At 72.3% G+C, this 12,551-nt stretch carries 11 protein-coding genes and 1 pseudogene; 4 read left to right on the forward strand and 8 right to left on the reverse strand.

Annotation, left to right across the window (positions count from 1 at the left end; translation table 11 throughout):
* The coding region (locus tag JS521_RS27840) for a mannosyltransferase YkcB-related protein (protein WP_504740026.1) at nt 1-625 on the forward strand (625 nt) is incomplete at its 5' end.
* A gap of 37 nt (nt 626-662) precedes the next feature.
* On the opposite strand, the gene JS521_RS27845 is transcribed toward JS521_RS27840, so the two are convergent.
* Nucleotides 663-1,868 carry a serine hydrolase domain-containing protein gene (locus JS521_RS27845; RefSeq protein WP_205085720.1) on the reverse strand — a complete coding sequence of 402 codons (1,206 nt, stop codon included), beginning with the start codon at nt 1,866-1,868 and terminating at the stop codon, nt 663-665.
* 184 nt (nt 1,869-2,052) lie between these two features.
* Nucleotides 2,053-2,946, reverse strand: a complete 894-nt coding sequence (locus JS521_RS27850; RefSeq protein ID WP_205085721.1) for an endonuclease/exonuclease/phosphatase family protein — start codon at nt 2,944-2,946, stop codon at nt 2,053-2,055.
* A 238-nt stretch (nt 2,947-3,184) separates the two neighbouring features.
* On the opposite strand from JS521_RS27850, the gene JS521_RS27855 reads away from it, so the two are divergent.
* Nucleotides 3,185-4,804, forward strand: a complete 1,620-nt coding sequence (locus JS521_RS27855) for an MFS transporter (protein ID WP_205085722.1) — start codon at nt 3,185-3,187, stop codon at nt 4,802-4,804.
* A gap of 260 nt (nt 4,805-5,064) precedes the next feature.
* Nucleotides 5,065-5,808 (forward strand): TetR/AcrR family transcriptional regulator, encoded by a 744-nt coding sequence (locus tag JS521_RS27860; protein WP_205085723.1) that lies wholly within the window; start codon nt 5,065-5,067, stop codon nt 5,806-5,808.
* Nucleotides 5,809-5,849: 41 nt separating this feature from the next.
* On the opposite strand, the gene JS521_RS27865 is transcribed toward JS521_RS27860, so the two are convergent.
* From JS521_RS27865 to JS521_RS27885, 5 genes are all read right to left on the reverse strand, one after another.
* Nucleotides 5,850-6,884, reverse strand: a complete 1,035-nt coding sequence (locus JS521_RS27865) for a D-2-hydroxyacid dehydrogenase (RefSeq protein WP_205085724.1) — start codon at nt 6,882-6,884, stop codon at nt 5,850-5,852.
* A 7-nt stretch (nt 6,885-6,891) separates the two neighbouring features.
* Nucleotides 6,892-7,362 (reverse strand): PPOX class F420-dependent oxidoreductase, encoded by a 471-nt coding sequence (locus JS521_RS27870; RefSeq protein WP_205085725.1) that lies wholly within the window; start codon nt 7,360-7,362, stop codon nt 6,892-6,894.
* Nucleotides 7,363-7,478: 116 nt separating this feature from the next.
* Complete coding sequence (locus JS521_RS27875) at nt 7,479-8,297, reverse strand: YceI family protein (protein WP_205085726.1); 819 nt, start codon at nt 8,295-8,297, stop codon at nt 7,479-7,481.
* Nucleotides 8,298-8,551: 254 nt separating this feature from the next.
* Complete coding sequence (locus JS521_RS27880; RefSeq protein WP_504740027.1) at nt 8,552-10,975, reverse strand: MFS transporter; 2,424 nt, start codon at nt 10,973-10,975, stop codon at nt 8,552-8,554.
* Nucleotides 10,976-11,102: 127 nt separating this feature from the next.
* Nucleotides 11,103-11,615 carry a MarR family winged helix-turn-helix transcriptional regulator gene (locus JS521_RS27885; protein WP_205085729.1) on the reverse strand — a complete coding sequence of 171 codons (513 nt, stop codon included), beginning with the start codon at nt 11,613-11,615 and terminating at the stop codon, nt 11,103-11,105.
* A gap of 270 nt (nt 11,616-11,885) precedes the next feature.
* Between JS521_RS27885 and JS521_RS27890 the strand changes: the two genes are divergently transcribed.
* Nucleotides 11,886-12,101, forward strand: a complete 216-nt coding sequence (locus tag JS521_RS27890; protein ID WP_205085728.1) for a hypothetical protein — start codon at nt 11,886-11,888, stop codon at nt 12,099-12,101.
* 112 nt (nt 12,102-12,213) lie between these two features.
* Here the strand turns inward: JS521_RS27890 and JS521_RS27895 are convergent.
* A pseudogene (locus tag JS521_RS27895) lies at nt 12,214-12,551 on the reverse strand (hypothetical protein); the annotation flags it as partial.

Raw genomic sequence — 12,551 nt, forward strand, 5'->3', positions numbered from 1 at the left:
CCGACCCGGTGGACCCGACGAGGATGACGGCGGGCAGCGCGGTGGCATGCAGCAGCCGCCCGGGCAGGCACAGGGGCAGAACCAGGCCCGGGCCCAGGGGCAGGGAAACCAGGGGAATCAGGGAAGCCAGGGGAATCAGCAGGGCAACGCGCCGGGGGGCATGCCCACTTCCCCCGGCGGTACCGGTACGCCCTTCGGCGAAGGCATGAGGGGCGGTGGTGGCGGAGGAGGCGGCGGCATGGGCGGCCTGCTCAACGGTGCGTCCGTCGACGCCGAGGCGAAGGCGCTCCTGACGAAGGGCGCGGACGACTACACCTGGGTCGCCGCAGCCGTCGGCGCGCAGATCGCGGCCGCCTACCAACTCGCCACCGGCGAACCGGTGATGGCGATCGGCGGTTTCAACGGGAGCGACCCGTCGCCGACGCTCGCCCAGTTCAAGAAGTACGTGGCGGAAGGCAGCATCCACTACTTCGTCTCGGGCGGCGGAATGGGCGGCGGAATGGGCGGCGGCCCCGGGGGTTCCTCCGGCACCTCCTCCCAGATCTCCTCCTGGGTGACGGAGAACTTCACCGAGGTCACCGTCGGCAGCACCACGTTCTACGACCTGACGCAGCCGGTGAGTTGAAGGAGGGGGCGTACGCGGCCGGGTTCGGCGCAAAGGGTCAGAACCCGGCCGCGTACGTCCAGAAGTCCCGCATCACCTCGGGCGCGGCCGGTCCGCCCATCTCCATCTGGGTGAGGAGGACGGCGACCGTGCCGGTGGACGGAATGACGTGGGCCGTGGTGCCGGTGCCGCCGACCCAGCCGTAGCGGCCCTGTACGTTCCAGGGGGCCGCGATCTCGACGTCCACCGCCCCGCCGAACCCCCACCCCTGGCCCTCCGTGAACAGCCCGCTCGCGGCGCGCTGCTCCGGGGTCAGGTGGTCGGTGATCATCTGGCGGACGGACTCGCCGGCCAGCACCCGGTCGCCGGCGTCGTTCAGGCCCTCGGTGAGCAGCATCCGGCCGAAGGCGTACCAGTCGTCGACGGTCGAGACGAGGCCTCCGGCGCCGGACGGGAACGGGGGCGGGCTGCTCCACTGCCCGTCCGGAGCGTCGACCAGCTCGGGCTCTCCACCGCCGCCACCGCCACCGCCGCCACCATCGCTACCGTCCTCGTCCCCGCCCGCCCCGGCCCGGTAGAAGCCGGTGAACCGGTCCAGCGCGGCGGGCTCCACCCAGAACCCGGTGTCCTTCATGCCGAGGGGCTCGAAGATCCGCTCCGCCAGATACGCGGGCAGCGGGCGGTCGGCGACCCGGGCGATGAGCACGCCGAGGATGTCGGAGCATGTGTTGTAGAGCCAGCCGTCGCCCGGCTGGTGCAGCAGCGGGATACGGGACAGCTCGGCCATCCAGGCGTCCGGCGGAAGGACCGCCTGCGGCTGCGGCGGGCCCTGTTTCAGCTCCGCGAACAGCGGGGCGACGGCCGGGAGCGAGAAGTCGGACGGGAAGCCGTAGCCGGCCCGGAAGGTCAGCAGGTCCAGGAGGGTGATCGGGCGGACGGCCGACACCACGTCCTCGACCGGGCTCTTCGGGGTCCGTACGACCAGCGGCGAGGCCAGCTCGGGCAGCCAGGCCGCGACCGGGTCGGCCGGGGCGATCAGGCCGTCCTCGACGAGCGTCATGGCGGCCGCCGCCACGATGGGCTTGGTGATCGAGGCGATGCGGAAGAGCGAGTCCCGCCGCATCGGCGCGGACCCGGCGAGGCCGGCAGTCCCGGCCGACGCCACCTCGACCCGATCGCCCTGGGCGACCAGGGCCACCGCGCCCGGCATCGATCCCCTGGCGATGTGGGCGTCGAGCAGTTCGTGCAGGGTGGTGTTGGTCATGACCATCCTTCGTCCGTCCGGTGCAGGGTGGTCTTTCACGGCGGCCCTCGGTAAGGAGGGCGCGTTCGAGCCCAGAAAAGGAGACTTCCGGAGCGCCCCGAACTCATCGCCCCGGCCCGTGCTCCCGTCCGTGCCGTCACTTCCGTAACAGTCCCTGCCGTCACTTTCCTCACAGTCCCCGCCGTCACTTCCGTAACAGCAGGTCCGCCACCACCGCCCGGTGGTCGGACGCGACGCTCTCCGGCACCCACGCCCTTCGCACGCCGATCCTGTTCTTCGACACCGCCACGAAGTCGATCCGCTTGACCGGGTCCAGTGCCGGGAACGTCGGCGCGCCCGGGTCCGCGTCCGTCAGCTCCCCCCACAGCGGGGTCAGTTCGGGGGCGGCGGGCTCCGCGTTGAAGTCGCCGAGCAGGATCTGCGGGCCCCGGTCCTCGGCCATGATCCGCCGGGTGTCGGCGACCTGCGCGACGCGGACGGCGGGGTCCGGGCGGTAGTCGAGGTGGGTCACGTACACGTGCACCGGCAGCCCCCGCACCCGTACGACGACCTCGCCGAACCCCGGGGCGGGGGCCGGGGCCGGGTTCGGGTCCTGGGTCGACAGGCGGGTGATCTCGTGGTTCTCGGCGCTCACGGTCCGGTGCCGCGACAGCACGGCCACCCCGTACTCCGCCCGGGGGCCGCCCGGTTCGGCCGGGTCCAGGCTGTAGATCGGCGCGAAGGAGACGTGCATGCGCAGCCGCCGGGCCAGCTCGCCCGCGAGATCCCGCCACTCGCTGCGGGAGCCCCAGTGCCGGTCGACTTCCTGAAGGCCGATCACATCGGCGTCCAGCAAACGGAGTTCGTTCGTCTGACGGTCCAGGTCGAAGACGCCGTCCAGGCCGGCGCCGGCGTGGATGTTGTACGTGGCGACCCGCAGCGGCAGGCCCCGGCCGCCGGTCCCGCCGGTCCCGCCCGGTTCACCGGAAGGGGAGCGGTGGGCCGACGCGGCAGCGGCGGGCGGTGCGAGGAGCGCCCCCAGGAGGGAGGCGGCGAGGAGCAGTTGAGGGACACGGAACGAGCGGCGACGCAGCGACATGGCTCTCCCAAGGGCCGGAAATCGCGCACTTTGTCAGAAGACTTGTCAGGTAAGCGTCGAGAACCGTACCGCCGGGCCACCCCTCGGATCCCGGCGGCGCGACCGGTCCGGCTCGAAAGAAATCGACTTGTACGTCGTACAGGACTGACTTACGGTGTACAAGACAGAGTCCCGTACGCCGTACAACCAGCGGCCGCACCACCACGGGCCACCCACCCATGGAGCCCAAGGAGCCCGCATGACGGCGCCCGCCGCAGAGCGACCCGACCTCTCCCACCAGGGGCATAGGCAACGCTGGCTGATCCTCGGCGTCATCTGCCTGGCCCAGCTCGTGGTGCTGCTCGACAACACCGTCCTCAACGTCGCGATCCCCTCCCTCACCTCGGAGCTGAACGCGTCCACCGCCGACGTGCAGTGGATGATCAACGCCTACTCGCTCGTCCAGGCGGGCCTGCTGCTCACCGCGGGCAGCTCGGCGGACCGCTACGGGCGGAAGAAGATGCTGATGGTGGGCCTCGCCCTGTTCGGCGTCGGTTCGCTCGTGGCCGGGCTCGCCGAGTCCTCCGGCCAGCTCATCGCGGCCCGTGCCGGGATGGGCGTCGGCGGTGCGCTGCTGCTCACGACGACGCTCGCCGTCGTGGTCCAGATCTTCGACGAGACCGAGCGGGTGAAGGCGATCGGCATCTGGTCCACCGTCGCCTCCCTCGGCTTCGCGGCGGGCCCGCTGTTCGGCGGGTTCGTCCTCGACCACTTCTGGTGGGGCGCGATCTTCCTCATCAACATCCCGGTCGCGCTGCTCGGTCTCGTCGCCGTCGCCCGGCTCGTACCGGAGTCCAAGGTCACGCAGGGCGACCGGCCCGACCTGCTGGGCGCGCTGCTCTCCACGATCGGTATGACCGCCGCCGTCTTCGCGATCATCTCCGGGCCCGAGCACGGCTGGGGCTCCGGCCGGGTGCTGCTGACGGCGTTCCTCGGCATCGCCGTGCTGGCCGGGTTCGTGCTGTGGGAGCTGCACATCCCGAACCCGATGCTCGACATGCACTTCTTCCGGAACCAGAAGTTCGTCGGCGCGGTGGCGGGCGCGATCCTGGTCGCCTTCGGGATGACCGGCTCGCTCTTCCTGCTCACCCAGCACCTGCAGTTCGTCCTCGGGTACGGCCCGTTGGAGGCGGGTCTGCGGACGGCCCCGATGGCGCTCACCGTGGTCGCCCTCAACCTCACGGGCGTCGGCGCGCGGGCGGTCGGGAAGTTCGGCACGCCCGCCGTCATCGCGGCCGGGATGAGCTGCCTGGCGGCCGGTCTCGTTGCCATCGCGGTGCTCGGCGGGGGCGACGGCGGGTACGGCGGCATGCTGTTCGGCCTGATCGTGATGGGTGCGGGCGTCGCCCTCGCGATGCCCGCGATGGCCAACGCCATCATGAGCGCCATCCCGCCGGAGAAGGCCGGGGTCGGCGCGGGCGTCAACGGCATGCTCGCGGAGTTCGGCAACGGTCTCGGGGTCGCGGTCCTCGGCGCGGTCCTCAACGCCCGGTTCGCCGCGCTCGTCCCGGCCGCCGTCGGCGCCGCCTCACTGCCCGCGGCCCTGGCCGCCGCCGACGGGCCCGCCGCCCGGGAGCAGATCAAGGACGCGTTCTCCGCGGGGCTGGAGACCAGCCAGCTCGTCGGCGCGGTGGCGGTACTGGCGGGCGGGCTGCTCGGCGCGCTGCTGCTGCGCCGGGGCGAGCTGGTGGAGGCGGCAGCCGGGTCGGTTCGGGCGGGGACGAAGGGGCAGGAGGCCGGGGAAGCGAGGGCTGAGGAACCGGAGGCCGGCGAGTCGTCGGCGGGGGACCGGGCAGACGCGGCGGGACCGGCGGCATAGCATCGGAGATGACGCGCGTACCGGACCGTCAGCGTCCGGTACGCGGTCTTCCGGCGGGCCCGCACGGCCCGGCGTTCGGCAGGACCGCTCGGGGGCCGATCCGAGCACGACGAGGAGAGTGCGCCATGGTGTCCGGGCCCGGTTCCGAACCCGATTCCGCGTCTGAGCCGACGTCAGACGCTGCGCCCGCGCCCGAATCAGTCTCTTCTGCCGCTCCCGCTCCCGCTTCCGCGTCGTCCGGCGGCTCGAAGGACGCCGCCGTGCGAACCAGCGTCTGGCTGGGCCGCACGGCCCCTTCCCGCTCGCGCCGCACCGAGTCCCCGGCGGGTCTGGACCGCAACCGGATCACCGAGGCGTCGGTGCGGCTGCTGGACGCCGACGGACTCGCCAAGTTCTCGATGCGCCGGCTCGCCGCCGAGCTGGACGTCACCGCGATGTCCCTCTACTGGTACGTCGACACCAAGGACGACCTCCTGGAGCTGGCCCTCGACTCGGTGTACGCCGAGATCGACCGGCCCCGCGAGGACGCCGACTGGCAAGACCGGCTGCGGGAACTGGCCCGCAGCTACCGCGAACTCCTCGTCCGCCACATCTGGATCTCGCCGCTCGCCGGGACGTTCCTCAACATCGGCCCGAACTCCATGCTGTTCTCGTACGCCGTCCAGGACGTGATCCGGGACACCGGCCTGCCCCTGGAACGGCAGACGGGCGCGCTCTCGGCGGTCTTCCAGTTCGTGTACGGATTCGGCACCGTCGAGGGCAACTTCAAGGCGCGGTGCGACGCGACCGGGCTCACCCAGGACGAGTACCACCAGCAGGCGATGGGCACGATCCGGGCGGAGCCGCACCTGCGGGAGATCTCCGACTACTCCGACGAGATCATGTCCGCCCGGGGCGGTGAGACGGTCGAGGAGATGCGCGAGCGGGACTTCGTCTTCGCGCTGGACCTGGTGATCGCGGGCATCGAGGCGGTCCGCGACCGGACCGGAACCCCGGCTCAGTAGCCGCGCCCCACGCGCTCCTGGGCTGCCGGGCGGCCCCGGGGTCAGTAGCCGCGCACCACGTCCACCGTCAGTTCGGGTCGGCGCCCCGCCGCCACGGACTCCCAGGCGGCGGTGAAGTCTCCGAGCACGTCCTCGTCGGTGGTGATCCCCGAGGAGTGCGAGGTGATGACCGTACGGGGCAGCCGCCACACGGGGTCTTCGGGCGCGGCCGGTTCGACCGGGAGCACGTCCAGCACCGCCCGCCGCACCCGGCCCTCCCGCAGCGCGGTCTCCAACGCCCCCAGATCCACGGTCGCGCCCCGCCCCACGTTGACGAACGTCGACCCGCGCACCGCAGCGAGCCGGGCGGCCCCGAAGAATCCCTCCGTGGCGGCCGTCAACGGCAGGGTGGAGATCACCCAGCGGGCCTCACCCAGCGCCTCGGTGTCCTCGGAGGCCCCGATCACCCGGTCGAATCCCGGCGGCACCGTGCGGTCGGTGCCGGGCTCGGGCCCGTACCGCGTGGTGCGGGCGACGCCCACGGTCCGTACCCCGCAGGCCGCCAGCAGCCGCCCCACCGCCGCGCCGATGCGGCCGGTGCCGTAGATCAGGGCGGTCTGTCCGGCGACGAGCTCCGAGGGGAGGCGCTCCCAGTGCGCCCGGGCGTGCTGCTCGGCGAACTCCGGTACGGACTGGGCCTCGGCGAGCATCCAGCCCAGGACGTACTGGGCGATGCGCTCGCCCATCCGGCCCACGGTCCGGGTCAGGAGCGCGGAGGCGGGCCAGGGGCCCGCGGCGAGCAGCGGGTCCGTCCCCGCGTTGACGCTGTGGAACCAGAGCAGCCGGTCCGTCCGCAGGGCGTCGGGCAGTGCGTCGCCCACGCAGAAGAGGGGCGCGTCGGACGGGGGCGGAACGTCCGTCAGAGGCTCCGCCCGCCGTCCGGTGATCCGCTCCAACTCCCGCACGAGGCCGGCGTCCAGCGAAGGCGCGACCAACAGCCGGGCCTGCTCCAGGGCACCGGGGGCGGGCAGCGGCGGGGGCGGAAGGGGCAGCCCGCACGCGAGGAGCGAGCGGGGTCGTACGGAGCTCTCGCTCATCGCGGGATCAGCTCCCCGGGGCCAGGTGGGCCGGGAAGCCGCCGGTGGCGACGGGGCCCCAGCGCTCCGGGGTGACCCGGATGATCGACTTGCCCTGCTTCAGCATCGCCGCCCGGTACTCGTCCCAGTCCGGGTGCTCCCCCGAGATGTCCCGGAAGTACTCCACCAGCGGCTCGACCGAGTCCGGGGCGTCGAGCACCTCCGCCGAACCGTCGACCTGCACCCACGGCCCGTCCCACTCGTCCGACAGCACGATCACGCTGACCCGCTCGTCGCGCCGGGCGTTGCGGGTCTTGGCGCGCTCGGGGTACGTCGACATGACGATCCGCCCCGAGTCGTCCACGCCGCAGGTCAGCGGGGAGCCCTGGGGGCGGCCGTCGGACCGGGTGGTGAGCAGGACCGCCCGGTGCCGGGGGCGTACGAACGCCAGCAACTCGTCGAGCTCCACGGCGGTGTTGGTCGCGATGTTCGGTGCCATGCCCACCACCCTACGACCGGGCCGGACCCCTGGCCGGGCTGCGCCTCGCCCCACGACCCGGCCCGAGGGCCACCCGGGCAGCGCCTCGCCCCACGACGGCGCGACGCGGACCCGGGTCACGCCATGGGCAGCGCCTCGCCCTGCACCGCCTGGATGTCCAGCTCCACGCGCAGGGTCGTGCCGATCGCGGAGATGCCCGCCTGGACGACCTGGTTGTAGTTCATCGCGAAGTCGTCGCGGCGCAGTTCGGCGGTGGCGTGGAAGGCCGCGCGCACCCCGCCCCACGGGTCGGGCCCGGTTCCGAGGTAGCTGAGGTCCAGGTCGACGGGGCGCGAGACGCCGTGCATGGTCAGCTCGCCGTGCACGGTCCAGCGGTCGGGGCCCGCCGGGTCCAGCGCGGTGGAGCTGTAGGCGATCTCCGGGTACCGGTCGACGTCCAGGAAGTCCGGCGAGCGCAGGTGCTTGTCCCGCATGCCGTTGCCGGTGTCGATGCTGGCCGCCCTGATCACCGCGTCGACCCGGCAGCGGGAGGCGTCCTCGGCGATCTCGATCCGGCCGCCGAAGTCGGTGAAGCGGCCGTGCACGCTGGAGATCCCCAGGTGCTGGGCGACCGCGCCGACCGAGGAGTGCGCGGGGTCCAGCGACCAGGCGCCCGGCGGCGGCAGCTCCACCCCGCCCTGCCGGGCCAGCACGATCTGCCCGGCCTCGATCCGGCCGCTCGCGGTGACGAGGGCGGTGGAGGCGGCGGGGGCGTACCCGACCGCCGTGACGATCACCGTGTACGCGCCGGCCGCCAGGGAACCGTCCGTGCGGACGGCCCCGTCCTCGTCGGCCGCGGCGCGCAGCACCTGGGCGCCGGTCATGTCGGTGACCGTCACGACGGCGTGCTGGACCGCCCAGCCGTCCCGCGTCCGTACCTGTGCGCGAAGTCCCATCCCGTATCTCTCCTAGAAGCCCTAGCTCGATGACCCGCGGTGGCCGGTTCCGGCCCGTGGGGCACATGAGTCGGGCCCCGGGGCGGGTGCGGCGGGCCGTCCCCTGCCTGCCGTACCCGCCACCGGGGCCCCTTCCCACCCGGTCGCGACAGCCTCTCCGCTGGAAGTGCCGTCCGACCAGGGGTCTTCGCGATCCCTTCACGTGCTCGCGTACATCCCTCAAGTCGCACGCGTGCCCGTACCGGAGGGATCAGTCACTCACCCGGGTGGGCGAGTTCGATGTCGTGCCCGTCGACGCCGGGGCCGCTCACGGTGAGCGATCCGGCCACCGGCGGGTAGCCGGTCGCGATGACCGCGTACTCGCCCGCGTCCAGGTCGGTGAAGGCGTACGCCCCGTCCTCGCCGGTCGTCGCGGTGGCGACCACGTTGCCCGCCGCGTCGATCAGGGTGACCCGGGCGTCGGACAGCGGACCCCGGGCGGACCCGGCCCGCACGACGCCCTGGACGAGCGCACCGGACCGCAGCGCTGCCTCGACGCGGGTGACGCCCTGGCCGCCGATCTCCACCGGCAGCGCCAGCGGACGGAAGCCGGCCGCGTTGACCGCGACGGTCACGGAGCCCGGGATCAGCTCGCCGAAGGCGAACTCACCGGTCGGGCCGGACGCGCCGGTGGCCAGCACGTCGCCCCGGACATCGGTCACGATGACCATCGCGCCGTCGACGGGCGCGCCGGACTCGGCGGCCCTGACCACTCCGGCCAGTCCGCTCGTACCGGAGAGCAGGATGTCGAAGGCCAGCGGTTCGTCGCCGACGACCACCGTGGACGCCTGCGGCTGGAAGCCGTCGGCGGAGGCGATCAGCACGTAGCTGCCGGAGCCGGGGGCGTCCAGGGTGTAGCCCCCGTCGGTCCGGGCCACGGAGCGGCCGAGCTGCCGGCCGCCCAGCGAGATCAGGGTGACGGCCGCACGGGCGACCGGGGCGCCCTCCGCGCCGCGCACCACACCGTGGACGGGGGTGCCCCGGACGGCGTCGGCGGTGTCGTGAGGGGCTTCCGCCGTGTCGACCGGGGTGGTCCCGGCCGCGCCCTCGGAGACCAGCCCGGCCGCGCCGACGGCGGCGGGCACGGGAACCTCCGCCTCGACCGGAGCCGGAGCGGCGGCCGGAGCGTCGTTGGCGGCGCTGGTCTTCAGGGCGACCTCCTTGATGAAGATCGTCACGATGAAGGCGATGAGCGCGCACGGAGCGGCGTACAGGAAGACGTCGCCGACGCCGTGCCCGTACGCGGCCTCCATGACCAGCCGGAACGGCTCGGGCAGCTTGTCCAGGTCGGGGATGCCCCCGCCGCCGGTACCGCCGTGGCCGAACTTGGCGCCCTCGGGGCCGAGGGCGGTGAGGCCGTCCTTGACGTAGTGGGTGACCCGGTTGCCGAGGACCGCGCCGAGCGCCGAGACGCCGATCGCACCGCCGAGGGAGCGGAAGAAGGTGACGACGGAGCTGGCGGAACCGAGGTCCTCGGGAGCGACCTGGTTCTGCGTGGCGAGGACCAGGTTCTGCATCATCATGCCGATGCCGAGGCCCATGACGAACATGAAGACCGCGACGTGCCAGTACGGGGTGTCGTACCGGATCGTGCCGAGCAGCCCGAGCCCGGCCGTGACCAGGAAGCCGCCGGTGACCAGCCATGCCTTCCAGCGCCCGGTCTTGGTGATGACCTGGCCGGAGATGGTCGAGGAGAGGAAGAGCCCCGCGATCATCGGGATGGTCATGACGCCGGACATCGTCGGCGACTTGCCGCGCGCCAGCTGGAAGTACTGGCTGAAGAAGACGGTGCCCGCGAACATCGCGATGCCGACGAACAGCGAGGCGATCGAGGCCAGCGTGATGGTGCGGTTGCGGAAGAGGCGCAGCGGAATGATGGGTTCCTTGGCCCGCGACTCGATGAACACGAAGATCAGGCCGAGCAGGACCGAGCCCGCGACCATCACGTAGGTCTGCCACGACAGCCAGTCGTACTTGTCGCCCGCGAAGGTCACCCAGACCAGCAGCAGGGAGACGGCGGCGCTGATGAAGAACGCGCCGGTCCAGTCGACCTTGACGCCCTCGCGCTTGACGACCGGGAGCTTCAGGGTCTTCTGGAGCACGATCAGCGCGATGACCGCGAAGGGCACGCCGACGTAGAAGCACCAGCGCCAGCCCATCCAGCTGGTGTCGGTGATGACGCCGCCGAGGAGCGGACCGCCGACGGTGGCGACCGCGAAGACGGCGCCGAGGTAGCCGCTGTAGCGGCCGCGCTCGCGCGGGGCGATCATCGCGGCCATGACGATCTGGGCGAGGGCGGAGAGACCGCCGACGCCGATGCCCTGGACGACCCGGCAGGCGATGAGCATGCCGCTGCTGGTCGACAGACCGGCGACGACCGAGCCCAGGACGTAGATGATCAGGGCTATCTGGACCAGCAGCTTCTTGCTGAAGAGGTCCGAGAGCTTGCCCCAGAGCGGGGTGGTGGCGGTCATGGCCAGCAGCGAGGCCGTCACGACCCAGGTGTAGGCGCTCTGGCCGCCGCCGAGGTCGGAGATGATCTCGGGCAGGGCGTTGGAGACGACCGTCGACGACAGGATCGCGACGAACATGCCGAGCAGCAGCCCGGTCAGCGCCTCCATGATCTGCCGGTGTGTCATCGGCGTGCCGTCGGAGGCGCCGGAGGCGTTGGTGCCGCCGTGCCCTCCGTGCTTGGCGTGGCCGCCCCGCACACCGGTGGGTGTGGTCGTAGCCATTGAGTTCCTTATCCGTGCGTATTTGCTTCTGTTACACAGGTGTACGGGTGTGAGCCTCGTCGCCGAGGCGGGTCCTGCACTCGCCGGTGTGACGTCCGGGGGCGCAGCCGCCGGATCCGCGACAGGCGAAGCTGTCGCGCAGCCGGGACAGCAGCGCGATGAGCAGGCCGACGTCGTCGTCGGACCAGTCCTCAAGGTTGTGGGCGAACACCTCGGTGGTCCGCCGGGTCAGTTCGTCGAGCTGCTCGTGGCCGCCGGGGGTCAGCCGCAGGATGCGGGACCGCTTGTCCGCCGGGTCCTCGGACCGTTCGATCCAGCCGCGGTCGGCCACATGGGCCACGTGGCGACTGGTCACCGACATGTCCACGGACAGCAGCTCGGCGAGGCGGCTGATCCGCATCTCGCCGTGCCGGTCCAGGAGGGTCAGTACGGCGGCGGATCCCGCGGGGCACTCGGGGGGAAGCGCTCTGGCGAGCCCCCTCTTGACGGCCCCGACGGCGCTGAGCTGCCGGGCCAGTTCCTCGTAACTACTCCGTGCGGCCACGGGAACCCCCAGCACACTCACGACTATGTTGTTGCTTAGGGCAACGATAGAAGCCGTTGGTTGCTGCAGGCAAACGAAAACGGCCTTGCAGAAGTAAAGGAACGCAAAAGCCTCCGTCGGGTCGAGGTCAAGCGCCTGCGCCGCCGGGCTCCGGCTTCTTCGGCCATGCGATTTTCGGACGATCTTCAGATGTGCCGCCGCTGGTGGGGCGGGGTACCCGGTGGCCCCGGGGGTTGGGCCGGGGGCCCGAGTTCGCTAGGGTCCTGCCCCATGGCACACAACCCCCACGCCCCTCAGCCGGGCCCCGAGGGCAACCAGGACCCGGCGGGCAGCACGCAGATGTTCCGCGCCTTCGTCGACGAGGGCGAGCCGCAGCGCCGGCAGCAGCCCGCGGCGACCTCGTCCGGGCCGAGGGTCGGGGTGATCGCGGCCGTGATCGCGGTCGTCGTCGTCCTCGGCGCGGTGGCCTGGCTCGCACTGGGCTGACGAGGCTGGCACTGAGCTGACGAGGCGCGCACTGGGCTGACGAGCCGCCGTACGACGGTGCTGCCGCACGGCGGCACGACGGCGCGCTGATCCGAGACCAGCCGTGTGGGGGTCACTCCCACACGGCGGAGACGTCCTGCGTCTCGATGCGCATCCCCAGCGGAACCCGCCAGGACTCCACGCAGACGGTGTACGTCTGCGAGCGCGACGAGCCCGCGCCGATCGGGGCGGGCAGGGGCTGCTTCGAGGTGATGGTCGCCCAGTCGACGCCGAGCCCGCCGATGATGTGCGTGGCGAAGGTGACGGTCCCCGAGCGCGCCGGGGTGCCGCCGGTGTTGCGGAACTTCACCGTCACCTTCTCGCACCACCGCTTGTCCGCCGCCGCGCGCTGCGGTGCGCTCAGCGTCAGCGCGGCCGGGGTGGCGGGGGGAGCGGGAGGCTTCGAGGCGC

It is taken from the genome of Streptomyces durocortorensis, assembly GCF_016901035.1.
GTDB classification, from domain to species: Bacteria; Actinomycetota; Actinomycetes; order Streptomycetales; family Streptomycetaceae; genus Streptomyces; species Streptomyces durocortorensis.

Bases quoted from the DNA above. Each gene is read 5' to 3' on its own strand.
- JS521_RS27845 (WP_205085720.1), bottom strand. From the start codon at position 1,868: ATGACCAACACCACCCTGCACGAACTGCTCGACGCCCACATCGCCAGG.
- JS521_RS27850 (WP_205085721.1), bottom strand. From the start codon at position 2,946: ATGTCGCTGCGTCGCCGCTCGTTCCGTGTCCCTCAACTGCTCCTCGCC.
- JS521_RS27855 (WP_205085722.1), top strand. From the start codon at position 3,185: ATGACGGCGCCCGCCGCAGAGCGACCCGACCTCTCCCACCAGGGGCAT.
- JS521_RS27865 (WP_205085724.1), bottom strand. From the start codon at position 6,884: ATGAGCGAGAGCTCCGTACGACCCCGCTCGCTCCTCGCGTGCGGGCTG.
- JS521_RS27870 (WP_205085725.1), bottom strand. From the start codon at position 7,362: ATGGCACCGAACATCGCGACCAACACCGCCGTGGAGCTCGACGAGTTG.
- JS521_RS27875 (WP_205085726.1), bottom strand. From the start codon at position 8,297: ATGGGACTTCGCGCACAGGTACGGACGCGGGACGGCTGGGCGGTCCAG.
- JS521_RS27880 (WP_504740027.1), bottom strand. From the start codon at position 10,975: ATGACACACCGGCAGATCATGGAGGCGCTGACCGGGCTGCTGCTCGGC.
- JS521_RS27890 (WP_205085728.1), top strand. From the start codon at position 11,886: ATGGCACACAACCCCCACGCCCCTCAGCCGGGCCCCGAGGGCAACCAG.